At 45.4% G+C, this 24,250-nt stretch carries 25 protein-coding genes and 1 riboswitch; of the genes, 2 read left to right on the top strand and 23 right to left on the bottom strand.

The genetic code is table 11. The features are described from left to right. Positions 1–105: 105 nt before the first annotated feature. The 13 genes from spoIVA to prsW all read right to left on the bottom strand — a co-directional run bounded on the left by spoIVA (position 106) and on the right by prsW (position 12,416). Positions 106–1,581: a stage IV sporulation protein A gene (spoIVA, locus tag VQ00_RS12665; RefSeq protein WP_046180496.1), complete on the bottom strand. Its 1,476-nt coding sequence runs from the start codon at positions 1,579–1,581 to the stop codon at positions 106–108. A 95-nt stretch (positions 1,582–1,676) separates the two neighbouring features. After that, a complete protein-coding gene (locus tag VQ00_RS12660; RefSeq protein ID WP_046180607.1) occupies positions 1,677–2,396 on the bottom strand; it encodes a hypothetical protein in 720 nt (239 codons plus the stop codon). Positions 2,397–2,424: 28 nt separating this feature from the next. Next, on the bottom strand, positions 2,425–2,631 hold the full coding sequence (locus VQ00_RS12655) for a DUF2768 domain-containing protein (RefSeq protein WP_375143377.1): 207 nt from the start codon (positions 2,629–2,631) through the stop codon (positions 2,425–2,427). A gap of 12 nt (positions 2,632–2,643) precedes the next feature. Further along, entirely contained in the window at positions 2,644–3,684 is a 1,041-nt protein-coding gene (locus VQ00_RS12650; RefSeq protein ID WP_046180606.1) for an NAD(P)H-dependent glycerol-3-phosphate dehydrogenase, read from the bottom strand. A gap of 21 nt (positions 3,685–3,705) precedes the next feature. Further along, on the bottom strand, positions 3,706–5,016 hold the full coding sequence (gene der, locus VQ00_RS12645) for a ribosome biogenesis GTPase Der (RefSeq protein WP_046180494.1): 1,311 nt from the start codon (positions 5,014–5,016) through the stop codon (positions 3,706–3,708). Positions 5,017–5,134: 118 nt separating this feature from the next. Further along, a complete protein-coding gene (gene fni, locus VQ00_RS12640) occupies positions 5,135–6,205 on the bottom strand; it encodes a type 2 isopentenyl-diphosphate Delta-isomerase (RefSeq protein ID WP_046180493.1) in 1,071 nt (356 codons plus the stop codon). Positions 6,206–6,220: 15 nt separating this feature from the next. Beyond that, a complete protein-coding gene (gene rpsA / locus VQ00_RS12635; RefSeq protein ID WP_046180492.1) occupies positions 6,221–7,360 on the bottom strand; it encodes a 30S ribosomal protein S1 in 1,140 nt (379 codons plus the stop codon). 90 nt (positions 7,361–7,450) lie between these two features. Continuing rightward, the gene (locus VQ00_RS12630; protein WP_046180491.1) at positions 7,451–8,038 is read right to left on the bottom strand and encodes a lysophospholipid acyltransferase family protein; all 588 of its coding nucleotides are present in this window, start codon (positions 8,036–8,038) and stop codon (positions 7,451–7,453) included. A 3-nt stretch (positions 8,039–8,041) separates the two neighbouring features. Further along, positions 8,042–8,713 carry a (d)CMP kinase gene (gene cmk / locus VQ00_RS12625; protein WP_046180490.1) on the bottom strand — a complete coding sequence of 224 codons (672 nt, stop codon included), beginning with the start codon at positions 8,711–8,713 and terminating at the stop codon, positions 8,042–8,044. 84 nt (positions 8,714–8,797) lie between these two features. After that, complete coding sequence (locus VQ00_RS12620) at positions 8,798–9,460, bottom strand: flagellar brake protein (RefSeq protein WP_046180489.1); 663 nt, start codon at positions 9,458–9,460, stop codon at positions 8,798–8,800. Positions 9,461–9,554: 94 nt separating this feature from the next. Beyond that, a complete protein-coding gene (ypeB, locus tag VQ00_RS12615; RefSeq protein WP_046180488.1) occupies positions 9,555–10,892 on the bottom strand; it encodes a germination protein YpeB in 1,338 nt (445 codons plus the stop codon). A 12-nt stretch (positions 10,893–10,904) separates the two neighbouring features. Further along, on the bottom strand, positions 10,905–11,654 hold the full coding sequence (gene sleB / locus VQ00_RS12610; protein ID WP_046180487.1) for a spore cortex-lytic enzyme: 750 nt from the start codon (positions 11,652–11,654) through the stop codon (positions 10,905–10,907). 93 nt (positions 11,655–11,747) lie between these two features. Then, a complete protein-coding gene (prsW, locus tag VQ00_RS12605; protein ID WP_046180486.1) occupies positions 11,748–12,416 on the bottom strand; it encodes a glutamic-type intramembrane protease PrsW in 669 nt (222 codons plus the stop codon). 75 nt (positions 12,417–12,491) lie between these two features. Here prsW and VQ00_RS12600 point away from each other — a divergent pair, with 75 nt between their 5' ends. Next, positions 12,492–13,445: an asparaginase gene (locus tag VQ00_RS12600; protein WP_046180485.1), complete on the top strand. Its 954-nt coding sequence runs from the start codon at positions 12,492–12,494 to the stop codon at positions 13,443–13,445. A 14-nt stretch (positions 13,446–13,459) separates the two neighbouring features. On the opposite strand, the gene VQ00_RS12595 is transcribed toward VQ00_RS12600, so the two are convergent. The 6 genes from VQ00_RS12595 to VQ00_RS12570 all read right to left on the bottom strand — a co-directional run bounded on the left by VQ00_RS12595 (position 13,460) and on the right by VQ00_RS12570 (position 19,104). Beyond that, positions 13,460–14,437 (bottom strand): YpdA family putative bacillithiol disulfide reductase, encoded by a 978-nt coding sequence (locus tag VQ00_RS12595; protein WP_046180484.1) that lies wholly within the window; start codon positions 14,435–14,437, stop codon positions 13,460–13,462. Between the two features lie 73 nt (positions 14,438–14,510). Then, on the bottom strand, positions 14,511–15,398 hold the full coding sequence (locus VQ00_RS12590; RefSeq protein WP_046180483.1) for a MerR family transcriptional regulator: 888 nt from the start codon (positions 15,396–15,398) through the stop codon (positions 14,511–14,513). A gap of 66 nt (positions 15,399–15,464) precedes the next feature. Continuing rightward, positions 15,465–16,229 carry a metallophosphoesterase gene (locus VQ00_RS12585; RefSeq protein WP_046180482.1) on the bottom strand — a complete coding sequence of 255 codons (765 nt, stop codon included), beginning with the start codon at positions 16,227–16,229 and terminating at the stop codon, positions 15,465–15,467. Between the two features lie 30 nt (positions 16,230–16,259). Continuing rightward, a complete protein-coding gene (locus VQ00_RS12580; protein ID WP_046180481.1) occupies positions 16,260–16,535 on the bottom strand; it encodes a hypothetical protein in 276 nt (91 codons plus the stop codon). A 75-nt stretch (positions 16,536–16,610) separates the two neighbouring features. Then, a complete protein-coding gene (locus tag VQ00_RS12575) occupies positions 16,611–18,053 on the bottom strand; it encodes a RecQ family ATP-dependent DNA helicase (RefSeq protein ID WP_046180480.1) in 1,443 nt (480 codons plus the stop codon). Between the two features lies 1 nt (position 18,054). After that, the gene (locus tag VQ00_RS12570) at positions 18,055–19,104 is read right to left on the bottom strand and encodes a YpbB family protein (protein ID WP_046180479.1); all 1,050 of its coding nucleotides are present in this window, start codon (positions 19,102–19,104) and stop codon (positions 18,055–18,057) included. Between the two features lie 197 nt (positions 19,105–19,301). On the opposite strand from VQ00_RS12570, the gene VQ00_RS12565 reads away from it, so the two are divergent. Then, entirely contained in the window at positions 19,302–19,550 is a 249-nt protein-coding gene (locus VQ00_RS12565) for a ferredoxin (protein ID WP_046180478.1), read from the top strand. 41 nt (positions 19,551–19,591) lie between these two features. Here VQ00_RS12565 and VQ00_RS12560 read toward each other — a convergent pair whose 3' ends face one another. The 4 genes from VQ00_RS12560 to ccsB all read right to left on the bottom strand — a co-directional run bounded on the left by VQ00_RS12560 (position 19,592) and on the right by ccsB (position 24,249). Beyond that, positions 19,592–20,164, bottom strand: coding sequence for an ECF transporter S component (locus tag VQ00_RS12560; protein WP_046180477.1), 573 nt, complete (start codon positions 20,162–20,164; stop codon positions 19,592–19,594). A 147-nt stretch (positions 20,165–20,311) separates the two neighbouring features. Further along, positions 20,312–20,442, bottom strand: a riboswitch (FMN riboswitch). Positions 20,443–20,486: 44 nt separating this feature from the next. After that, positions 20,487–22,268, bottom strand: coding sequence for an ATP-binding protein (locus VQ00_RS12555; protein ID WP_046180476.1), 1,782 nt, complete (start codon positions 22,266–22,268; stop codon positions 20,487–20,489). Continuing rightward, positions 22,265–22,981, bottom strand: a complete 717-nt coding sequence (locus VQ00_RS12550; RefSeq protein ID WP_046180475.1) for a response regulator transcription factor — start codon at positions 22,979–22,981, stop codon at positions 22,265–22,267. Before VQ00_RS12550 ends, VQ00_RS12555 begins: the two co-directional genes overlap by 4 nt. 80 nt (positions 22,982–23,061) lie before the next feature. After that, positions 23,062–24,249, bottom strand: a complete 1,188-nt coding sequence (gene ccsB / locus VQ00_RS12545; protein ID WP_046180474.1) for a c-type cytochrome biogenesis protein CcsB — start codon at positions 24,247–24,249, stop codon at positions 23,062–23,064. Position 24,250: the final 1 nt, after the last annotated feature.

Raw genomic sequence — 24,250 nt, 5'->3', positions numbered from 1 at the left:
AAGAGTATCACATGTGTTCGGTCATATCAAGCAGAATCCATCTCAATTGGGCATTTTCCCCGTTTTCAATGAAAAAAGACTCCCATTTTGAGAGTCTGACGCACTTTATAGTAAAATGGCAATCATGCCGCCCGAGCCTTCGTTAATGATTTTTTCCAGTGTATCTTTTAATTTGCTGCGGGCATGATCCGGCATTAATGACACTTTCGATTGAATGCCGTCCCGGACTATCGAACTTAAATTGCGGCCAAAAATATCACTTTCCCAAATGGACAACGGATCTTCTTCAAAATCTTTCATGACGTGGTGAACAAGTTCTTCACTTTGTTTTTCGGTACCAATAATAGGCGAAAATTCCGATTCAATATCTACTTGAATCATATGAATGGATGGCGCCACCGCTTTCATTCGAACGCCATAACGCGCGCCGTGACGAATGATTTTAGGCTCTTCTAAGCGCATCTCACTCATGGGCGGAACAGCAACGCCATAGCCGGTCTGCTTCACCATTCTCAGTGCTTCTTCCACCTGTCCGTACTCTTCTTTAATACGCGCATAATGCTGCATAATTTCAAGCAAGTGCTCTTTTCCACGCAGCGGCTCCCCGATAATTTCATTTACAATCGTTTCATATAAACCATCTGGTGCGTGAACATTTATTTCAGCAATTCCCTGCCCCATGTCCATTCCCGTTAAAACGGCGGACTCGATATACTCACCGCCGCCAAATTGATCAACGACACGGTTTACATCCCGTAATCTTTTGATATCTTTTACCGTTTCTTTCACCATTTCATTGTATTTGTCCCGCAGCCAATGGGCTTCATCAAGCGCCATAATCCAGGAGGGAAGATGGACGTTTACTTCATGAACCGGAAACTCAAATAACGCTTCCTGCAGGACATGAAGCACATTGGCTTCCGTCATGGATTCAACCGACATAGCGAGCACGGGAATATCATATTTTTCAGACAGTTCCTGCTGCAGCTGCATCGTTTCAAGATGTTCAGGACGTGCCGAGTTAATAATTAAAATAAACGGTTTGCCGACTTCCTTTAAGCCATTTACTGCCTTTTCCTCGGCCTCAACGTATGAACTTCTCCGCATTTCGCCAAATGACCCGTCCGTCGTGACGACAACGCCAATCGTTGAATGCTCTTCAATCACTTTTCGCGTCCCAATATCAGCCGCTTCATCAAACGGAATTGGCTCGTCATGCCACGGCGTCTGAATCATTCGTGGACCATGCTCATCTTCATACCCCTTCGCTTCCGGCACGACATAGCCCACACAATCCACGAGTCTGATGTTGACTAGGACGCCGCCCGCTTGAACGGCAGCTGCACGGCTTGGGACAAATTTTGGCTCAGTTGTCATAATCGTTCTGCCTGACGCACTTTGCGGCAGTTCATCCTGCGCGCGTCGGCGTTCGGATTCACTATCCATATTCGGGAGGACGAGCAGCTCCATAAACCGCTTTATAAACGTTGATTTTCCCGTTCTAACGGCACCGACAACGCCTAAATAAATATCGCCTTCTGTTCGTTCAGCGATATCTTTCATCAATTCTGTTTTTTCCATAAGCAGCCCCCTTCCGTGTTAAACGGCTCGTCCGCCGCCTGCCTTACAGTGTATGAGCTACTTTTGAAATATATGCAAAAAAAGAAGCCCGCATGTTACTCAGGCTTCTGTTTGTTCATAAAAATAGGTTCTCCCTGTGCGTCTACTGTATAAGGCAGCGAGTATGCAGGGACAAACGGTGATGATTGAACGAGCAAATAGCGAATGTCACTACCGGGCGCAGGCGGTGTATCCGTTTTTTGCAGGGCAGCGTACAAGTCAGCCGCATAATCAATGTAGAGCGTCCCATTACCGCTCATGACAAGCGGCAGCTGCTTGCCGGAATACGGACTTGTTACGTACGGTTCATCCTCAAACCCAAGCTCCGTGAAGTCCAGTGAATACACGTCATCGGCCAGCGTGTCTTTAAACGGCGGATATTCATGGGCGATGAGACGGATGTTGATGCTTCGAATTTGCTCTGCTACACGCAAATCAATTAGTTTCACAGTAGGATCCGTTTCGACATCGACAAGGACATACTGATAAATGCCGCCGCTTTCAAATGCATTTCCAGGCGCTTCTGCCATAAAGCGAGGAGATATTTTGTTGAAGTCAATTAGATACTTCTCATAAAGATCCGGATCGTCTTCTTTTGTTTTAATTGGCAAGATGCCGCCTTCTTCTGTCTGAAACTGATCGACAGCCGACTGAACCGACTGAAGCTGGTCTTCATATGGCTGTTCATTTTGGTTTAAATTTTCGTCTGGATATAGACAGCCGCTCAACATAAAAGAGAGCAGCGTAATGGAGAAAAGAAGCAAGCTTTTTCTCATATTCATTTTTTACTCATTCACCTCTTTGCTAGCGGGTCGGACCGCTTAATACTACATACACGACGATGAGTCCGCCGACAATCATGCATAAATAAGCAAACAGCGCCGTTAATCCCTTTAAAAGGCCGTTGCTAAATTTATAACGGCTTAAATAAATCGAGAAAATGGAGACAATCATCAGCCCCATTCCGGCAAATGAAATCCACATTTTCAGCATGGATGGTGACATGGTCATTCGTCCTTTCTGCTAGTCCTGCTTTGTATCCAAAATATCGATTAAGTCTTCGAGCTCATGTTTTTTCACACGGGCCATTAATTCGTCTACTGCTTTTTTCGGATCCTGCTGCTCAAATAAAACTTGATAAAGCGCATTTGTAATAGGCATTTGCACGTCGTATTTTTTCGAAAGCTGATGACCCGCTTTTGTTGTGCGGACGCCTTCTACAACCATGCCCATACTTTGGAGCACTTCGTCGAGCTTTTTCCCTTGACCCAGCATATTGCCAGCCCGCCAGTTTCTTGAGTGAACGCTTGTACACGTAACAATTAAGTCCCCAATACCGGCAAGACCTGAAAACGTAAGCGGATTGGCGCCCATTTTTGTTCCGAGACGGGCAATTTCTGCCAGGCCGCGCGTAATAAGCGCCGCTTTTGCATTATCACCGTAGCCGAGACCGTCGGAAATTCCGGCGGCCAGCGCAATAATATTTTTAAGCGCCCCGCCAATTTCTACCCCAATCATGTCTGGGTTTGTATACACACGAAAGTGCTGATTCATAAATAAATCCTGCGTTTTTTGTGCGGCTGCTGCTGATTTAGACGATACTGCGACCGTCGTTGGATGACGAAGGCTTACTTCCTCTGCATGAGACGGGCCGGACAGCACGACCACATTCTTTAGGACCCTTTCCGGCATTTCCTGCTCAATCATTTCGGAAATCCGCAGAAGCGAATCTGGCTCGATTCCTTTAGAAACATGAACGACTGTTAGAGGTACTTTAGCCGCTTCCACGACCTGCTGGGCGACTTCTCGGACCGCTTTTGTCGGTACGGCCATTATTACCGTTTCAACGTCCTCCAGCGCTTCAATGAGTGACGTTGTTCCTTTAATATGCTCAGACAAGGAAATATCCGGCAGATACCGGCTGTTTGTATGATAGGTGTTTAGTTCATCAATTCGCTCTTCATTTTTTGCCCATACATAAACGTCATGTCCGTTATCGGCAAGCACGAGCGCAAGGGCTGTTCCCCAGCTTCCCGCTCCAAGCACTGCGATTTTTTCTGTCATGTGAAACACAGCCTTTCCACCTTATTTTCTTGCACGCGCAATAATGTGAATCGGCGTCCCTTCAAACGCGAATGCATCCCGAATGCGGTTTTCAAGAAAGCGAAGATACGAAAAATGCATGAGTTCCGGTTCATTGACAAACACGACAAATGTCGGCGGCTTGACGGCTACTTGCGTCGCATAATAAACACGCAGGCGTCTTCCTTTGTCGGATGGCGCTGGATTCATCGCGACTGCATCTGTAATAACATCGTTTAAAACGCTGGATTGAACGCGCATCGAGTGACTTTCACTCGCCCGGTCAATGTACGGTATTAACGTATGAATACGTTTTTTCGTTAACGCAGATAGGAAAACGATTGGCGCGTAATCCAAAAATTGAAAATGGCTGCGAATGTTTTCTTCAAATTCACCCATCGTTTTTTCATCTTTTTCTACGGCATCCCATTTATTCACGACGATCACAACCGCTCGTCCTGCTTCATGGGCATAGCCGGCAATATGTTTGTCTTGTTCACGAATGCCTTCTTCTGCATCCAGAACGACTAAAACAACGTCAGAGCGTTCAATGGCTCTCATGGCACGAAGCACACTATATTTTTCGGTTGTTTCGTATACTTTTCCACGCTTGCGCATACCGGCTGTATCGATAATAACGTATTTTTGACCGTTATACGTATAAGGAGAATCAACTGCGTCGCGTGTCGTGCCGGCAATATCGCTGACAATAACACGATCTTCGCCAAGCAGCGCATTCGTTAATGATGATTTGCCTACGTTTGGACGGCCGATTAAAGAGAATTTAATCACATCATCCTCATATGGCTTGTCTTCACCTTTCGGGAAATGTGACACAACTTCATCTAACAGATCGCCGAGACCAATCCCATGTGAGCCTGAAATTGGATAAATTTCGCCAAAACCAAGCGAATAAAAGTCATAAATATCCGCCCGCATATCCGGGTTATCAATTTTATTGACGCCAAGGACGATGGGTTTTTTTGACCGGTACAAAATTTTTGCTACTTCTTCATCCGCTGATGTGACGCCCTCACGGCCATTCACGATAAAAATAATCACATCTGCTTCGTCAATCGCAATTTCTGCCTGTTGGCGAATTTGTTCTAAAAAAGGCTCGTCGCTTAAATCAATGCCGCCTGTATCAATTAAGTTGAATTCATGGGTCAGCCACTCACCTGCGCTGTAAATACGGTCCCGCGTTACACCCGGCACATCTTCGACAATTGAAATACGTTCGCCGGCAATCCGGTTAAAAATCGTTGATTTGCCAACATTTGGCCTTCCAACGATTGCAACAGTCCGTTTCATCATTACATCTTTCCCTTCAATGGTTCATCGATTTATACTCATTTGTTTTTATTTTGTTCAAAAGAAAACCCTTCTGCCACGAGAAGGGGTTCAATCAACATCTTATTTTATCACATTTCGATTATGAATCAAATGGCGCCGGTATTCGAACCGCAAATCGTTCTGGTTCAAGTCCTCGTATACGCAGCCACTGTTCCGTCTGGCCGAAAATTATGAGCGGTGCCCTGTGCAGCTGGTCAATCGATTTGGCTCCCAGGGCGCACATCATCATCCGCATTTCTGTCTTCATTTGATTAATATACTCAATAAGCGCCTCTTGTCCGCCGGTTAGCAAAATGTTCAGTAAAAAACCAGACAGCCCGGCTGCTGAAGCACCAAGTGCAAGTGACTTGACAACGTCTTCTGCATGCTGAAGGCCTCCTGATGCAATGACCGGTTTATTCGGTGCCCCGGAGACCGTTTCAACAATCGATACAGCAGTCGGAATGCCCCACTTATTAAAAAAAGACATGGAGCGCGCAGATCGTTCATTTTCAACAGCCGCAAAATTTGTACCGCCAAATCCGGCCGTATCAATGGCCGCTAACGGCAATTCATTTAGCAGCTGCGCCGTTTCACGGCTAATGCCAAAACCGGTTTCTTTTACAATCACCGGTACATCTACTCGATCACAAATCGCCGCAATTCGGTCAATGGCACCGCGAAAGTCACGATCTCCTTCGGGCATGGCCAGCTCTTGAATCACATTTAAATGAATTTGCAAACCATCTGCTTCAATCATGTCACATACTGCTTTCGCTTCATCTACTGTCGCTTCTGAGCCAATATTAGCCAGCAGCACACCACTTGGGTTAGCTTTTCGTGCTGCTTGAAATGTCAGACGTTCTTCCGGGTGGCGAAGTGCCGACATTTGAGAGCCGACCGCCATCGGAATATCACACACGGCCGCCACTTCTGCCAGTTGTGCATTAATATCTGCTGTTGTTTGTCCGCCCCCGCCTGTCATCGCATTCACAAAAATCGGCGAACTCCACTGAAGTCCGCCGATTTTGGTCGATAGCGATATATCTTTGACAGAGGAATCTGGGAGACTGCGATGAACGAATTGAATGTTATCCAACCCGGTTCCCCGGCTTTGTCCCGTCGACAACGCATAATGAATATGGTCGATCTTTCGTTCCACTCTGCTCAAGTTGTCATCACCGTCTTATTTCAAGTCTTTTAGCTGATCGCCTAAAATATCACCAATTTGGAAGCCAGAGCTTTCTTCCGGCATTTCATATGAATCAACCATTTCTTCCGGCTCGTGCTCTTCAAATGATTTCATGCTGAGCGATAAACGGTGTTCTTGTTCATTCGCATCAAGCACTTTTACTTTTACATGCTGTCCCTCTTCAAGCACTTCATGAGGTGTGCCAATATGACGATTGGAAATTTGAGAAATGTGAACCAGCCCTTCTACACCCGGGAACACTTCAACAAATGCACCGTATGAAACAAGGCGCTTCACCGTTCCTTCATGTTCAGATCCAATTGGCGCACGATCCGCAATATTTTCCCACGGTCCAGGCAATGTCTCTTTAATAGATAAAGAAATCCTTTCACTGTCACGGTCAATCGAAAGTACTTTCACTTTTACATCTTGACCCTCTGTCAATACATCCGATGGTTTTTCCACATGGTCATGTGAAAGCTGGGAAATATGAACAAGTCCGTCAACACCGCCGATGTCAACAAATGCACCGAAATCCGTCAGGCGCTGTACTTTTCCATCTATGACGTCTCCTGCTTGAATATCTTCAAGTACTTTTTGTTTATTTTCTGCTTTTTCAATATCTAAAACCGCCCGGTGTGATAAAATCAACCGGTTTTTATCTTGTTCAAGCTCGACAATTTTGAGCTTCATAACGCGACCTTTATAATCTTCAAAATCTTCAACGAAGTGATCTTCCACAAGTGAAGCCGGGATAAATCCGCGAATGCCAAGATCGACAACGAGACCGCCTTTAACAACTTCTTTAATCTCCGCTTCAAAAATGGTGCCTTCCTCAAAACGCTTTTGCATGTCATCCCAAGCGGTTTCTGCATCCGCTTTTCGTTTTGATAAAACGTATAGATCATCTTCTTCTTTTGTTACGAGCAGTTCAAGCTCGTCGCCTTCTTTGACGACGTCCGATGCTTTTTCTACGTGAAGGCTTGACAGTTCACTGATGGGAATAATGCCGTCTTTCTTGCTGTCCGGAATTTCCACCTGGACCTGCTTTTCTTCGACTTTCACGACCGTGGCGCGAACTTTATCACCAACGGTGTAGTTATTCACTTCTGCTTGGTTCATATCCTCTGTCATATGTAATCCTCCTCAATACAAAACTGCGTCAATTTTAAAAATTCTTACTTCTAACTTCTTACAAACGTGCGAATTTGTCAAGCCAGAAGCTCACGCGGAATGCTCTTTTATCAACTTTCCGATTGCCTGCATGATCGCTTCAGTTGCTTCCTCAGCAGATGCTTTCCGTTCACGCAGCGGATTCATGTCAATTGGCGGCCCATATACGACGCGCAGCTTTTTGCCGATTTTATATGGCCCGACGACCGCGCACGGCACAACTGCCGCATCGGTTCGGAGAGCAAAAAAGCCGGCACCCGCTAGTCCTTTTCCCAATTTCCCATCTTTAGACCGTGTTCCTTCTGGGAAAAGGCCGAGCACCTGTCCTTCTTTAAGCATTCTTAATCCATTGCGCAGCGCCTCCCGGTCGCTCATGCCCCGCTTGACGGGAAATGCGTTCAGCCCTCTCATTAATTTCCCCGTCCATTTTGTTTTAAACAGCTCTTCTTTTGCCATGAAACGAACCGGCCGATTCGCTGTGATGCCGACAACCGGCGGATCGAGGTTATTAATGTGATTCGCACAAAGAAGAACACCGCCTTCTTTTGGAAAATGCTCAAGACCCGTGACGTGAATACGGTAAGCGGGAGTTAAAATGGTTTTCACAGCTGTTTTTGCGATTGTATAAAAGGTTACCATTTGTTATTCCCCCGCTTTGGCTGCAGCCATAATCGCTGCAGCTACCTGTTCAATGGACATAAATGTCGTGTCAATTTCAATAGCATCCTCCGCTTTTTTCAGCGGCGATTCAACTCGCTCCGTGTCCATTTTGTCACGTGCAGCAATCTCTCTTTTTAAATTCTCCAAATCTGATGAAAATCCTTTTTTTGAATTTTCAGCATGACGCCGTTTTGCCCGTTCGTCTACACCCGCCAGTAAAAAAATCTTCACATCGGCTTTTGGAAGAACACTTGTGCCAATATCGCGTCCGTCCATGACCACGCCGCCTTTTGCAGCTAATTTCTGCTGGCGGATCGTCATATCACGGCGAACTTCGCTATGCCGGGCTACGGCTGAGACATTGTTCGTCACTTTGTCCGTCCGAATGGCTTCCGTTACGTCTGTTCCATCTACACGAACAATCTGTCCATCTTCTCCCTGCTCCAGGGAAATAACCGTATCCCTCAATAACTGACCAAGAGCTTTCCCGTCTTCTACATCTATGTTATTTTGAAGTGCTTTATACGTTATAGCCCTGTACATCGCGCCTGTATCAATATAAATAAAAGAAAGCCGTGCTGCCACAATTTTTGCAACTGTACTTTTTCCTGCAGCAGCAGGTCCATCAATGGCAATTTGCAATTGTTTACTCATCTCGTCACCTCATCCAAAAAGTCTTATTCATTTTATCATAGATTGTATTGGACACAAAAAAGAACCCAGACTTTGGGCTCTTTGTTATTCCACTCCTTTTTTGCGCAGCTGCAGCTGCTGTTCAAAGCAAAAACGCATGAGCATTTGCTGTTCCGCATAAACAAGATCTTTAAATTGAAAAGACCCAACACGCTGTCCGCTTTTTTTATCTTCATGAATTCGAATCAGCTCAGCCATTGCTTCAATATAACGGGGTTCTGCATGTTGCGACGGAATCACGCCATACACTTTTGCTTCTGTCCCTTCATCAGCATGAGCTGATTCGGGAAGTACAATTGCCATACCGCCCGCGCTTATGTCTTCCGTCACGGAAGAAAATGAAGGCATTCCATCAACCTCAACCGCCACATCGACCGCTTTTTGCACCCGGACAAATTTCCGGCGCTGTACGCGGACGTAATTGGCTAAACCAGGGTCATGCAGCACGAGCATCGGAATTTCCTTTTTGACGCGGCCGATCACTTCTGTATGGAAAAGGAAAATAGCCGATGAAGCAGCAGGGTCGATAAAACTAACTGCCAGCTGCATACCGTCCAGAAGAAAAACCGTCCGGTTCGTCTGTACACTAACCGGATAGTCAATAAATAGTTTTCCCTCTTCAATATCTACTACTTTGCATCGATATTCTTCTTTTTTGTCGTTTCCATCAAACGGCTCCATTGTAATTGTCCTACCGGGTTCAAGCATCCATATCACTCTCTTTTTCCTTAATACGCCTTATGGACTAAAGCGTTCACTGGAAAAAATTATAAAGGATTCACCAGCTGAATGCAATATCCCATTACAAGGCGTACCCGGCTTCAGCTTCTGACAGCTTTTCAATCCGCTCTTCCTTGCCGTTGTCTGCATTAATAAAGACGCGATACGAAGCCGTTCCGTTTTCCGCTAAAAATTCGTAACACAGTACATCTTTCATTTCATTATTCGTTACAATTGCCTTATGTGTTTCCATGACTGTAAGTTTTGGATGCAGTTCTTTTTTCGCTTGTTCCTCTGTTAAAGCAGGTTTAGGAATCGTCCGTTCCTTTTTGTTCTTCCAATAATTTTGTGCTTCAAGACCTGTAACTGCTCCTGTATCCAATGCTGTTTTAACCGTCACAGACTCCGGATAAATCAGTGTGTCATCTATTTTTTTCGTAAAGGTAAACACACCCGTATGGTCATATTGAGCGCTGTTTGTCTCCACCATGCCCTCAAATCCGTGCTTTTTCAAAAAAGCGGCTGCTTTTTCAGAAGCAGCGTGTAAGCTGATCCGGCTTTTTCCCGGTGTTGTGTTAACCGTAAAAGTTAACGGGTAGCCGCCTTTTTTCGTAATGTCCATTGTTGCTTCCTCACCGTTTTGCCCGGTGACAGACACGTTATAAAATGGAACTGCCGCTCCCTTTAAACTGCTTTCAACCGAGGTAACCTCCGCATCGACCTGAAAATAATCTTTTGCTTTTTCGGCTGCTTCTTTTTTCGTAATGGGGGGCCCTGTCAATTTTTTCAAGGCATCATCCGAAACGGATTTTTCTACTTGGGTTGCTCCAAAGGTATTTGTTTCCGAAAATTCAGACGCTTTTTTTTCAAGGTTATTAAACCCGTCAATAACGGTATTGTCTTTCGGCTCATCTCCGTCAGCCGCTGCATGTGCAACATCCGTCCAGCGTAAATTTTGATCGAGAACAGACATCTGCACCGTGCGAAGTTCTTTTTGAATATCAGCCGCCTGCTTATAAAGTGATTCCAGCTGTTCGTATTCTTTATCAGTAAGCGGCTCCGTATCAAGATCACGGACTGCCGTCTTATACGTAAAGTCACCACTGGTGCCTAAAAATTCCTCTGTTTTTGAGAAAGGCATAAACCCGAGCGGCAGACGGCTGATTGCGTTATGGGCTTCTGATGTAAGGCGCCAAACGTCTGTTAATGCCGGTGTTAAATTGGTCTTCGAGTTCATCGCGAGTGCTTCACCGGTCCGGTCATGAATAACATCCACCTGATACACAAGTTCATGAAATGCCTGCTGATAGCCGTTTTCTGCTTCGATCATCATCGCTTGTTTTTGCTGATACTGGCTAAATCCCCATATGGCTGTCACCACAAGCAAAACGGCCAAAGCTGCCGTTAAAAATGTCCGCATTCCCGGTTCCTCCTATTCGCAATAAATATGCTTTCCAATTTTTTTTATTTGTGGCCGCGTCCAGATCCAATCGCTCGTTGCTGTGTCTGGATTAAAGTAATAAAGTGCTTCGCCGGTCGGATCCCAGCCATTAATTGCATCTAACACCGCTTTTTTCGCTTTTTCATTCGGAGTCAGCCAGATTTGCCCGTCTGCTACCGCCGTAAACGCACCTGGTTCAAAGATGACGCCTGATACTGTGTTCGGAAATGCTTGGCTCGCTACCCGGTTTAAAATAACTGCAGCAACCGCTACCTGTCCCTCATAAGGCTCACCCCGCGCTTCTCCATAAACCGCATTAGCCATAAGCTGAATATCATTTTGGGAAAAACCAGTCGGTGTATTCACAGACTGTGCAGACGTCTCAGCACCGCCATAATACGTAAATCCTTTTCCTTTTCGAATTTGGCTTTTCACGTGTGCTTCATTATACTTAGATGCCTGTTCAAGTTTCCGCTTTGTCGCCTCTCCCGCTAAGCCATCTACCGGCAAGCCGAATGATTCTTGAAAGTTTCGCAGCGCCCAGTACGTAGACCAGCCAAACACACCGTCGATCGGATCTCGGTAATATCCGGTATATTGAAGCCTTGATTGCAATTCAATAACATCGTCCCCCTCCGCCCCGCGCTGAATAATTTGTCCCGAAAATGCACCCGCATGCCCGGATGCAAGCAGAAGAACGATCGTCAAAAAAACAGCAATCTGCTTTTTCCATTTTGTCAATTTCGTTCACCATCCTATCGAAATATACGAATAGTTTGTCATCAACTTCTTTTTTTATACGAAAAAAAGAGGCGCTCGAGAGAGCAGCCTCTTTTACATTTTCAGCCTATGATAAACATCTGTCAGTACATGTGCTTTTTTCACTTTTCTCATCGCAAACCACCATAAAAACAGCATGAATGGAACCATATAGTAGATCCATGTACTTTCAATAAATAAAATATAGTCAAATGAACCGTGCAGGAAAAACGGCAAAAACAAGGCAAGCGCGAGCATTTTCTTTTCCAAATGCCGGTCTCCAAACTTTGCCCGGCTGAAATAATAGCCCATAATGGCGCCAAATAGCGCATGGCTCGATACCGGCAAAAGAGCTCTCATAAAAGCATATTCTACTCCATGCGCCGCTAAATAAAGCACATTTTCGGCCGTCGCAAACCCGAGCGATATACTCGTTGCATACACGATGCCGTCATAAGGCTCATCAAAGTGTGTATGTGTGTAAATAAGAAAGTACAAAACGAACCACTTCATAAATTCCTCCGGCATAGCCGTCGATAAAAACGCCTGCATAAACCCGTTGCCGACAATTTGCTCTTCTTCAAGCACATACTGTAAAAACATAACCGGAAACGTGACGACGCCGCCGTATAAAAAGGCTTTGGCCACTGTAGCAACCGGTTCAGTTTCATAGCGGTCACGCAAATAAAAAAAGACCAGAAGCGCAAGACCGGGTGCAATTCCCGCTGAAAGAATCGGGATCATACACGTTTCCTCTTTTCTTTCTGTTTTTTCCATCGTATCATGAGACGTAAAGAATGAAAATAAGGAGTATGAAATATGTCGAAAAAACACATTCTACTGCTGCATACAGGCGGCACGATTTCCATGAAAGAAAATGCCGAGACAGGCAGCGTAGCCCCGGGTAGTGCTAACCCGATCGCTGAAGTGATGGATATCCCCGGTGTCGATGCCCGTTATACGATAAAAGAGCCGTTCCAAATTCCTTCGCCCCATATGACCACAGAGTACATGATGGTGCTGAAAAAAGAAATTGAAGCATCGGATGCAGATGGTGTGGTGATTACACACGGAACAGACACGATGGAAGAAACAGCCTACTTTCTTCACTTGACCTTGGACACACCTATTCCTGTCGTGCTCACAGGCGCAATGCGTTCGAGCAATGAAAGCGGCGCGGATGGTCTTTCTAACTTAATCGCTGCTGTTAAAACAGCGGCCAGCGGCGCAGCTCATGGCAAAGGGGTTCTTGTTGTCATGAATGAAACCATTCACAGTGCTGCGCTTGTGACGAAAACAAATACCGGCAGCCTGGAAGCGTTCCAAAGCCGTAACGGGGGACCGGTTGGCTCGATTTTAAAAACAGGTCCTCACTTTTTCTTTACTCCATTCAAAACCGATAGGTTCGATATACAGCGAGTTGATTATCACATCCCCATTTTAAAAGCATATGCCGGCATGGATGCCTTTTTAATCAACCAACTTATATCCTGTGACGGTGTGGTCATTGAAGCGATGGGGCAGGGCAATGTACCGCCTGATGCGGCCAAGGCCCTCGCTTCCCTTATTCAATTCGGTGTTCCGGTTATCATCGCCTCAAGATGCGGCAGCGGCATCTTGCAGCCGGTCTATGCATATGAAGGAGGCGGGGCGGCATTAAAAAAAGCCGGGGCCCTTTTTGCAGGTGAATTAAACGGCCAGAAAGCGCGCTTAAAGCTACTGGCAGCTCTGTCAGCCGGTCACGGAAAAAACCTTAACCGAATTTTCCCGTGAGAAAAAGCGGAGCATTATGCCCCGCCTTTTTCTCTTTTTTCAATCGCAGCCGCAATTTCACTTCCGTGGAAACGGCCATTTTCAATAAAAATTTCATTCGCGTTATTGCCTGCTGCAATGACACCGGCAATAAAAATATTTTCCACATTTGTTTCTTTCGTTTGTTCAGCGTGGACGGGCCGCCCTGTTTCAGGGTCAATGCCTACACCCATTTTCTTCAAAAACGCATGGTCCGGATGATAACCGGTCATCGCAAACACAAAATCGTTATCGATTGTCTGCTCTTTCCCATCGACTTTATACGTAAACGATCCTTTGTCAATTTTCTCCGCTTCCGCGTTAAAAATCATGTTGACTTCACCATTCCGGACAAGCGCCTCAAATTCAGGCAATATCCATGGCTTCACACTAGGTGAGTACTCGCTTCCTCGATAGATCACCGTCACCCGCGCCCCCGCTTTATGCAGCTCAAGCGCTGCGTCAACAGATGAATTTTTCCCGCCAATGACAACAGTATTGGTATCAAAAAACGGATGCGCTTCTTTAAAATAATGAAAGACATGATCCATTTCTTCACCTGGAATATTCATATAGTTTGGATGATCATAATAACCAGTTGCAATGACGACATACGGCGTTTCATACGAATCTTTCGACGTATGAACATGAAAAAGTCCACTTTCCTGCTTTTGGACCTGTTCAACTTGTTCGAACCGATTGATACGGAGCCCTTTCAGCTTGACAACTTCCCGGTAATACACAAGTGCCTGATTCCGATGAGGCTTTCGTTCTTCAATAATAAACGGGACTTCACCAATCGCCAGCTTTTCGCTTGAGCTGAAAAATGTTTGGTGGGTTGGGTAGCCGTAAATCGCATTAACAACGTTGCCTTTTTCAATTACAAGCGGATTTTTGCCGATTTCTTTTAACGCAATGGCAGCCGCAAGTCCGCACGGCCCGCCGCCGACAATAATACATTCTTCCGTTTTCATTTCATCCGCTCCCGTTCCTTTTCTCTGCACTGTCTATTGTAGAAAAAAAGCCCGGACATTTCAATTCCGCCGCTTACAACCTGCTGCTCATCCACACATTCCATTCATTTTGGCTGCTGCCGACCACATATTGTGCTGCGCGTTCCGGAATCAGTCCGGTCATCGCTGCGCCTCCGATCCCGATGTCAATTTCCGGATGCTTCTCTTTTATCTCATCTGCCAATTGCAAGGCTGGCTCTAAGTTTTGGCGAAGCGTACAGGAAAAAAATAAAAACTTCGGTCTCACCGTTTCTGTGACTGTAAAAATATCGCCTTCTTTTAAACTTGCCCCTAAGTACACCACTTCATAGCCGAGACGTCTGACAAACAGCGTAAAAATGAGCAGGCCAAGCTCATGCCATTCATCTGGTCCACAAACCGCGATTACTTTCGGCAGCACACCATTATGCGGAAATGAATGCATAACCATCCCGATGCGTGAGCGCAAAATAGACGTCGCAAAGTGTTCGTGGGCGGTCGTAATCTCGCCACCTTCCCAAAGCGTTCCGATCCGTACGAGCAGCGCCGCTAAAATATTGATCGTTACATTATCAATTGTATAAAGAGCAAATGCTTTATTAATCAATTCTTGTGCTTTTACTTCATCGAAACGAAGCAGCGCCTGAAGCAGTTCTTCCGCCAGCGCTTCATGCTGGTTTGACTCAGCATTCGGCAAATAATAATCAGGCGCATCATCATGCTGGGCAAGAAGTGACGCTGCCTGGCTGATTGTAAAGCCCTGATGAACTTTTTCTGAAAGCCATTTCAGCTTGCGGATATGTTCATCAGTGTAGAGGCGGTGGCCTGCTTCGTTACGGACGGGTTCCAGTATGTTGTAACGCCGTTCCCAAGCTCGGAGTGTGCCCGGCTGAATACCCGTAAGCGTTGATACCGCTTTAATATTGTATTTCCCTTCAGTCATAAAGCTCTTTCCTTTCACGGATAGGTTGTACAGTTATTATACAAGTCAGCTTGTTCCGCGTAAAATTTAGATCGTCTGCTCCGGCTGGCAAAGTGTAATCAGGTGCGTTTCCGCCCGCGCGCCCAGCCGGAACGGGATGCCTGTTGTTCCATATCCGTTTGACACAAGCGCATGAATCCCGTTCACTGTTTTCCAACACCCTTTTTCATACATTCCAAAGCGCCCAAAACGAATTTGTCCGCCGTGTGTGTGCCCGCTCAACAAAATCGCCACCCGGTCTTCCGGCTGAATGGTCCGGATAAAAGCCGGATTGTGACTGGCAATAATTTTATACACATTGGAAGGGACACTGTGAAAAAGGGAGGATTTATCGCTTTTTCCTTTGCTTAAGTCATCTGTTCCAAGCAAGTACACATTATCCGTCAGCGAAACCGAATTATTTTTCAAAACAGTCACGTTCCATTCCGAAAAAATCACCGCCAACTGCTCAAATTCCACTTCATAATCGTTGTTGCCTGGAACAAAATAGACGGGAGCGATGGATGACAGACGCTTGATGTTTTCTCGAATACGCCGGCTATTCACTCCGCCTTCGCACAAATCACCGCCAATAATGACAGCGTCAGCCCGGCCGGCAGCACTTGTTATAATCGATGGATGAATGAGTCTTCGATGAATATCGGAAATAAAAAAAAGCGCAAGCGGCGCTTTTTCCGGAAATCGATGATCAGCTAAAACCGTTTCTTTTACTTCATTTCGAAATGCTTCTTTCCACATATATAAACCGGCTGCCACCAATGGAGACGCAGCTAAGATCAATTGCTTCCACATAAATTCTTTTTCATCCCTATCCGTCGTTTACTATTCTTGCTGAGCCGCTTCATCCTGCACAGTATCCGGCTGTTCATTCACAATTTGGTTGACCACCGGCTTTTCTTCTTTAAACGCATAAATCGCTAAAAAAGGTGAAGCGATAAAAAAGACAAGCAGTGCAGTGATCAGCGGGTAATGACGTTTTTTTTCTGTTTTTTCTTTAACAGGCCGCTGCAGCGTTTCACCTTCTGCCAAAATAGGTTCTTTTATTTTTTCAAGCGGCTGTTTGTGCTGTTCAGCTATTTCACGATAAGGGTCTTTCATCATCATTCCTCCCATTGTCATCGTAAAAAGAAATTACTTATTATTATACCCCACATGTTCAAATAGGGTAATAGGTCAATATCCCGGCAAAAGACGATTTAGCCGCTCACGCCAATCTGGCTGATCGAATTCTTCCTCAATCTGCCGACTTTCCTTATACAGTATCCGGTCAAGACCGCAGCGATCGCAGCAATTGGGCTGACTAGGCGGCGGCTCGTCGAAAAATTGCATATAAGCCGCACGGCGGCAGCTGTCTGATTCAATCCACCGCTTCATTTGAAATCGTTTTTCCGCTTTTTTGTCTAAAAGCATCGTTCGAACCTGTTTGATAAATGCTGCTCTCGGTTCGTGGTGTTCATCTGCCGCTTTTGCGTAATGGACCAAAAACCGTTCCTGTGTTTCGGAGAGCGGCGGCTGCACATCACGTGGATGAAGGCCATATTCAGTAACCTGGCGAATTTGTTCTTCATCCGGAAATTCGGATTCCGCAATAAACTCATGCAGTTTTTCATCTCCCGGCACGTACAGCAGAATAGAAATAGCCGGCTTGCCATCACGGCCTGCACGACCAATCTCCTGCAAATACGCTTCCATTTGTGACGGCATCTGATAATGAATGACAAATCGAACGTTTTCTTTATTGATTCCCATGCCAAATGCGCTCGTGGCGCAGACGACATCAAGATCGCTGTTTAAAAATTGATGCTGGATTAGCAGTCGGTCCCCCGCATCCATCCCGCCATGATAAAAAGCGGTGCGACTGATTCCGTGCTGTTTCAAATACATCGCTGCTTCTTCTGCCGATTTTCTCCCCGAGAAATAAATGATACCGGGTTTTTGCAAAAAGTGAACAATCTCTTGCAGGCGTTTTTGTTTTTCAAGCGGCTCTTGAACCACTTCAATATCAACCGCGATATTAGGCCGGTTTACAGAAAAGACCCATTCTGAAACGTCATTTAAACAAAGCTTTTCACGGATATCAGAGCGCACTTTTTTATCGGCTGTTGCTGTTAATGCGAGCGTCAATGGATTGCCAAGCTCTTTCCTTACTTTGCCGAGCAGGCCGTAATCCGGGCGAAAGTCATACCCCCATTGAGAAATGCAATGTGCTTCATCGACGACAAACAACGCGATGGAACGTGTGCCCAGTGCCTTTATCACATAGGGCAGCTGCAGCATCTCCGGTGATAAAAAAATAAATTTGTATTGTTCAAGCTGCGACAGCGCCGCATGTTTTTCTTCATATTGCAAAAAAGAATTTAAAGCGATGACTCTTTTTTCACCTTTTATTTTCAGCTGTTCCACCTGGTCCTGCATAAGCGACAGGAGCGGGGACACAATCAAGACGGCACCGTCTAACATAAAACCCGGGAGCTGATAGCAAAGTGATTTTCCCATCCCGGTCGGCAGCATACTGAGTGTATGCTGTCCGCTTAAAAGTGACTCGATCGTTTCACGCTGACCAGGACGAAAAGACGAAAAGCCAAATGTATGATGAAGATGTTCATCGATGGTCATCTCAATCCCTGCTTTCTTTTGCTAAAACAAGCCGAATTTGAAAATAAGAATGATCCGGCAGTTGATCTTTGAGAGGCTTTAACTGGCGCGCCGTGCTTGTTCCCCCGGCTTTTATTACAGCCGCTTCTTTTTGTTCATCAACAAAAGGTCTGATAGAAAAAAGCGGATCATTAAGCGCCAGCTCCACAACATGGTCTTCAATCGTTGCCTGTTTTAAACGCCTTACGCTGGCAATTTGTTCAATTGTCATTCCTTTATGTAAATAATCGGCCGTTTTTCGGGCAGATTCGGTCAGCGGAACAGAAACGGTAATTCCATTTAAAAGCCGGCTTAAAAGCGGAAGCTGTCCGTCATCCTTCTTTGCCATTTGAACGACGGCGTGCAGGCTGTGTAAAAACCGAAACCAATATTCCGTTGTTTCCATATTGAGCATTTCGGCTGTCTGCCATGCGGTCCTGCCTGTTTGGCCGTGACCAGAAAAGCGAAGCAGCAGACAATCGGGCTGTTCTGGCTGCTGCTCAAGCACGTGAGAGAGTTCCCTGTTCAGCTGATCTGCAAGTGCCCTTTTTTCAAACGGGTTTTCTTTTATAAATTGTTTTACCCAATGCTGCACCCGCTCGTCACGGGTGATCGGGTAATAGGTCCGATCTGAATAAGCAAGGTGTGAGACCACTTGAACAATGAGCTGCAGCCGGCTGAAAAAAATCGGTGCAGTGCCAGCCAGCTTCCAGCCTGATAAAAACGGAAAATATCCAGTATGCTGAAACACACCAGCCATTTTATCTATTCCTTTATCCGTCACAAATAAACGCTGTCGTTCTCCTTTTACGCAGCCTGTTTCCAGCAATTGTTGAATGAGTCGATCAAATGTATCCACCTTAAGAAAAGGCGCTGTTTGAAACCATTTGGCCAGCTTATATAAATGGGCATCCTGAATCGTCTGAGCGGATTTTTTTCCTTTCAATAAATGAAAGACAGACGAAGCGGTTCGTTCCCCCTCAACTTCTTTCAACATATTGAGTATCACGGCGTCAAGACATCGCACATGCATCCTACCCTTCTTTTACAGCGATAGTGTATCACAAAACATGCGTTCTTGTCCTTATTTTTTATTTATATCACAATGAAAGCTCTTTCATTCAAGAAGAGGGAAGTTTTTTATTGAAAAGTAAATTAATCGGACTTAGAATGAACAATAGAAGTGTTTTCAACTACGCTTACTGACTGATTTTATAGGAGGTTTAAATCTTGGCGAAATATACGATTGTCGATAAAGACACATGTATCGCTTGTGGCGCCTGTGGCGCTGCAGCCCCTGATATTTATGATTATGATGATGAAGGCATTGCGTTCGTTATTTTAGACGAGAATGAAGGCACAGCTGCTGTTCCGGATGTACTTGAAGAAGACATGCAGGATGCATTTGAAGGCTGCCCGACTGATTCGATCAAAATTGCGGATGAACCGTTTGACGGCGACGCCTTAAAATTCGAATAGAAAAAAAACCGGCCTCCTGATTGGAGGCCGGTTTTTTCTGTTTATGCAGCAGCAAGCTTTTTCGTCCAGCTGTAGAGGCGCACGAAAATCATGTAAAACACAATCCCCACAATGGCGCCTTTGACGAGATTAAACGGCAAAATACCCGCTACAATCATTTGGCGCATTTCCGCACCGCTCATTGCTGGAGAGCCCAGAAATAGCGTGTATGCCGGTAAAATAATAAAGTAGTTTAGTACGCTCATGATAGCCGACATTGAAACAACACCGGCCAAAATTGCAAACGGCATCGCTTTTTTCGATTCAAAGCGTTTATATACGTAATAAACAGGCAGAATAAACGTTACACCAGCCGCAAAATTGGCCAAATGCCCAACAGGAACGCCGGTCGGACTGCCTGTCATAATAAAATTAATCACATTTTTCAAAAATTCTACCGTAATGCCCGCAACCGGTCCGAACACGATGGCCGCAATCAGCGCTGGCACATCACTGAAGTCAATCATTAAAAAGCCTGGAAACGGCGGAATCGGAAAATTGAGCAGCATCAACAAGTAGGAAAGCGTTGATAGCAGCCCGACTGCAGTTAGTACACGTACGTTGTTCTTTTTCATTTGTCATACTCCTTCTTTTTCATCCATCTCTTCAGAAGGAAGGCACCCGCAGTCCAAAAAAGCAAATTCCCCTTAAGCGACAGCTTAAGGGGAGAAAAGTCATGCATAAACAAACGTTCAGACGTTGCTTTTTGAACGCAGGCATACCTTCATCTTCTCCCATCCAGACTATACTGTCGGCTCCGGAATCACACCGGATCCTGCCTTATCGGCTCGCGGGCTCAAGGACCATGTCCATTACCGCCGGTCGGGAATTTCACCACGCCCCGAAGATGAAATGATTTAATTTGACTTTTATTATCTCAAAGGCGAAATAAAATTGTCAAGCCTGCCGCCTTGGCAGCGTAAAGAAAAAGACCGTGCCGTGCCCTAATCGGCTTTGTACTTTAATTGTTCCGCCGTGTGCATGAACAATATTTTTAGCAATGGACAAACCGAGCCCTGTTCCAGCCCTTCCTCGTGTCCTTGCTTTATCCGCTTTATAAAATCGTTCAAAGACAAATGGCAAGTCATCTTCCGGAATGCCCGCTCCTGAATCTTCAACCTGAATTAGATGAAAATCATCTTTCACTTCATGAACAACTGTCACATGCCCATTTTCCGGTGTATGGCGGAGTGCATTATCAATCAAATTCGTCAGCACTTGTTCAATTCGGTCTTCATCGATGGCTGCAACCGTTTCACTATGGTCCATTTCTGCGGAAAGAAAAATGTTTTTTTCTTTGGCAAGCCCTTGAAATTTATTGGTCACACGCTGTAAAAATGGATCAAGGGCCGTATCCGCTTTGTTTAATGTAATATGGCCAGCCTGTATCCGGGCAAGGTCAAGTAATTCATTAACAAGACGGCCCATTCGTAACGACTCTTCATGGATAATCTGTGCGATTTCACGCTTTTCTTCCTCCGTTGCCGCGATGTCGTCCACAATCGCTTCACTGTAGCCCTGCATCATCGAAATAGGTGTCCGCAGTTCATGTGAGACATTGGCGATGAAGTCTTCCCGCAATTTATCAAGCCTCCGCTCTTCCGTCATGTCACGGACAACGGTGACCGCACCCCGGACAGAATCTGCGTTATAAAGCGGGCTGACAATGATGACGTATGAACGCCCCTGCATCGTCAATTCGCCTTCTTGCTCTGTTTCCGTTTTGACCGCTTCTTTAAACAAATCCTGCAAAAGCGTCGGCGTTTCTTTTTTCGCACCGTTCGTCTTTTTTTCGAAATTCCAGTCATGTAAAAATTGCCGCGCCGGCGGATTTGTAATCAAAACATCCCCATCCTGGTCCAGCGTAATGACTCCATCTGCCATTGAGCTTAAAATGCTAGACAGCTGTTCTTTTTCCTGATTCAGTGCATGAATATTCCCTTTTAGCTGGTACGCCATCCGGTTGAATGATGTCGCCAGCGCACCAATCTCATCATGGGTTAAAATCGGCACTTTCGTATCAAAGTTCCCTTGCGATAATTCGGTGGCGGCTTCCCGCATTTTACGGAGCGGTGCTGTTACACGCGTTGAAAGGAAAAACGCAAAAATCGTCGTTAAAATAATGGCAATTCCGGCAGCAATTAAGATCAGTTTCGTTGTCTGCTCCGTTGTTTCTTTCATGACTTCAAGTGACTGATAAATAAAGACAGCGCCATTCTCGCCGTTGTTTAACTGAAACGGAACTCCGACAATAAACGAATTTTCATACCGGCTGTCTGTATCTGTTTCGCTCCCTATATTGATCTCTGCTTCTACTTTCTTTTGATTGTCAAAAACAGCGGACAGCTTCGGATCAGTTGTAATGGTTTCTTGGATAATTTTGGAATCATTTGTTTCCAAAGGAGAAAAATGAAACACCTGCTCATTTTCAGCGATCAAAATGTGCGCCGGGTCGTCCACCAGCTCCCAGGCAACTTCAAGTCCTGTTTGTTCATTTTCATGGTCTTCAATGACCGCAGCAATTTTTTCGGCTGTATTTTCAAGCTGCTGTTCCACTTGTAAAATGTGGTAGTTCTCGAAAAACTCCAATAATAATATCGTTAAAAAGGCCAGCACAAAGGAAACGAGAAGCAGGATTGTAATCCATAGCTTCCCGACAACACTTCTCCATATTTTCATTCATTCCCGACCTCAAACTTGTAGCCGACACCCCAAACCGTTACAATCATTTTCGCTGCTTCCTCAGACACTTTGTTCAGTTTTTCCCGCAGCCGCTTCACATGCGTGTCAACGGTTCTCAAATCACCGAAAAATTCATAATGCCACACTTCTTTCAGCAAATGCTCCCGGTCAAACACTTTGTCCGGCGCTTTCGCAAGAAAATAAAGAAGCTCATATTCTTTCGGTGTCAAATTAACTTCTTCCCCATCTGCCGTTACCCGATGAGCATCATTATCGATCGTCAAATGATTGTACACAATTAAATCTTTTGACTTTGTATCCGTATGTAAATACGTTGTCGGCGAAGATCGCCTTAAAAGCGCTTTAACCCGCAGCACGACTTCTCGCGGACTAAACGGCTTGACGATATAATCATCGGTGCCGACTTCAAAGCCCTGTACCCGGTTTGCTTCTTCGCCTTTTGCCGTCAGCATAATGACCGGTGTCGCTTTCGTTACCCGAAGCTCCCGGCATACTTCAATGCCATCTTTGCCCGGCATCATTAAATCGAGCAAAATACAGTCATATTCATTTTCGAGTGCTTTTTCAAGGGCTTCTTCACCATCCGCGGCCTCGTCAATCACATAATTCTCACGTTCAAGGTACATCCGCAACAACCGGCGAATACGTTCTTCATCATCAACCACTAAAATGCTCAATTCTTTTTCCAAAAACATTCCCTCCCAATACGACAATATGTACTATTATAATACAAAAAAAGCCCCCCCGCCAAAGACGGGGAGTTAATTTCTTATGCGTATGAATGTAAACCTGCAATAACAAGGTTAACCGCAACAAGGTTGAACATAATAATACCGAACCCTATAACAGCCAGCCAGGCAGATCTTTCACCGTGCCATCCTTTTGACAGGCGCAAATGCAAAAAGGCTGCGTAAAACAAAAACGTAATGAGCGCCCATACTTCTTTCGGGTCCCAGCCCCAGAAGCGTGTCCACGCGATCTGCGCCCAAATCATAGCGAAAATAAGCGCTCCAAGCGTAAAGACTGGAAAACCGATTAACACAGAGCGATAGCTGATTTCATCAAGAAGGTCCGAGCTGACATTCTGAACGAGCGGCTGTAACAGCGCTGCGACTCGTTTTCTCGTAACTAATCGAATCAGTCCGTATAAAATCACGCCGCCGGCAAGTGACCACAATACGGTATTCAGCTTTTTCGCATTAATAAATGCAGGCATATCAGCAAGCGGCTCCATTTTACCTTCCGTCAAAAGTGTACCTTCGTTCGGCCCTACAAGTGCCGGTAATGTGAATTCCTGCTGTGCAGCTACATCTTCTTTATTGACGTACTCAAACTCAGCTTTATAGTCCGCCAGCGCAAAACCACTCGTAATCAAAATAAATGCAACAACTGATACAATAAAAAACATAACCGCTTCAAGCCATTTTGTTTTTTTCGTACTGACCGATTGATCAATATTTTTGACTAAATAAATGATGCCGGCAATAAAACTAATCGCTAATATCCCCTGTCCGGCTGCCGCTGTCGTCACATGAATGTGCAGCCAGTCACTTTGAAGAGCCGGAATAAGCGGACTGATTTCACTAGGAAACATGCTCGCATACGCAATAATAATAATCGCGATCGGCAAAGCAAACAAACCGAGCACCACCGTTTTATAAATAAAGAAAATTAAAATAAACGCGCCGACAATCATCATGCCAAAAAAGGTTGTAAATTCAAACAAGTTACTGACCGGTGCATGGCCCGCTGCCGCCCAGCGTGTAAAAAAGTAGCCAAGCTGCGCCGCAAATCCAACAATGGTCACGGTAATGCCGAGCCTGCCCCAGCGGTTCAGCCCTTCCCCATCACGCAGCCCTTTTTGGCGGATGGAACCGCCAAAAAGGAACGTTGCCACTAAATATAAAAGAAAAGCTGCATAGAGCAGCGTACTGCTAACGCCTGCTAAATCTGACATT

The organism is Domibacillus tundrae (assembly GCF_000970675.1).
GTDB lineage: Bacteria > Bacillota > Bacilli > Bacillales > Domibacillaceae > Domibacillus > Domibacillus tundrae.
Note: the sequence above shows the minus strand (reverse complement) of the source record. Positions and strands in the feature narration are given on the sequence as shown.

Excerpts from the sequence above, each read along its gene's own strand:
- VQ00_RS12655 (WP_375143377.1), bottom strand. The coding sequence starts at position 2,631 with ATGACCATGTCACCATCCATGCTGAAAATGTGGATTTCATTTGCCGGA.
- ccsB (WP_046180474.1), bottom strand. The coding sequence starts at position 24,249 with ATGTCAGATTTAGCAGGCGTTAGCAGTACGCTGCTCTATGCAGCTTTT.
- VQ00_RS12590 (WP_046180483.1), bottom strand. The coding sequence starts at position 15,398 with ATGACTGAAGGGAAATACAATATTAAAGCGGTATCAACGCTTACGGGT.
- der (WP_046180494.1), bottom strand. The coding sequence starts at position 5,016 with ATGATGAAACGGACTGTTGCAATCGTTGGAAGGCCAAATGTTGGCAAA.
- rpsA (WP_046180492.1), bottom strand. The coding sequence starts at position 7,360 with ATGACAGAGGATATGAACCAAGCAGAAGTGAATAACTACACCGTTGGT.
- VQ00_RS12600 (WP_046180485.1), top strand. The coding sequence starts at position 12,492 with ATGTCGAAAAAACACATTCTACTGCTGCATACAGGCGGCACGATTTCC.
- VQ00_RS12620 (WP_046180489.1), bottom strand. The coding sequence starts at position 9,460 with ATGCTTGAACCCGGTAGGACAATTACAATGGAGCCGTTTGATGGAAAC.
- VQ00_RS12660 (WP_046180607.1), bottom strand. The coding sequence starts at position 2,396 with ATGAGAAAAAGCTTGCTTCTTTTCTCCATTACGCTGCTCTCTTTTATG.
- prsW (WP_046180486.1), bottom strand. The coding sequence starts at position 12,416 with ATGATCCCGATTCTTTCAGCGGGAATTGCACCCGGTCTTGCGCTTCTG.
- VQ00_RS12585 (WP_046180482.1), bottom strand. The coding sequence starts at position 16,229 with ATGTGGAAGCAATTGATCTTAGCTGCGTCTCCATTGGTGGCAGCCGGT.
- VQ00_RS12595 (WP_046180484.1), bottom strand. The coding sequence starts at position 14,437 with ATGAAAACGGAAGAATGTATTATTGTCGGCGGCGGGCCGTGCGGACTT.
- cmk (WP_046180490.1), bottom strand. The coding sequence starts at position 8,713 with ATGAGTAAACAATTGCAAATTGCCATTGATGGACCTGCTGCTGCAGGA.
- VQ00_RS12650 (WP_046180606.1), bottom strand. The coding sequence starts at position 3,684 with ATGACAGAAAAAATCGCAGTGCTTGGAGCGGGAAGCTGGGGAACAGCC.
- ypeB (WP_046180488.1), bottom strand. The coding sequence starts at position 10,892 with ATGCGGACATTTTTAACGGCAGCTTTGGCCGTTTTGCTTGTGGTGACA.
- VQ00_RS12560 (WP_046180477.1), bottom strand. The coding sequence starts at position 20,164 with ATGAAAAAGAACAACGTACGTGTACTAACTGCAGTCGGGCTGCTATCA.
- VQ00_RS12570 (WP_046180479.1), bottom strand. The coding sequence starts at position 19,104 with ATGCATGTGCGATGTCTTGACGCCGTGATACTCAATATGTTGAAAGAA.
- spoIVA (WP_046180496.1), bottom strand. The coding sequence starts at position 1,581 with ATGGAAAAAACAGAATTGATGAAAGATATCGCTGAACGAACAGAAGGC.
- VQ00_RS12555 (WP_046180476.1), bottom strand. The coding sequence starts at position 22,268 with ATGAAAATATGGAGAAGTGTTGTCGGGAAGCTATGGATTACAATCCTG.
- VQ00_RS12575 (WP_046180480.1), bottom strand. The coding sequence starts at position 18,053 with ATGACCATCGATGAACATCTTCATCATACATTTGGCTTTTCGTCTTTT.
- VQ00_RS12580 (WP_046180481.1), bottom strand. The coding sequence starts at position 16,535 with ATGAAAGACCCTTATCGTGAAATAGCTGAACAGCACAAACAGCCGCTT.
- VQ00_RS12630 (WP_046180491.1), bottom strand. The coding sequence starts at position 8,038 with ATGGTAACCTTTTATACAATCGCAAAAACAGCTGTGAAAACCATTTTA.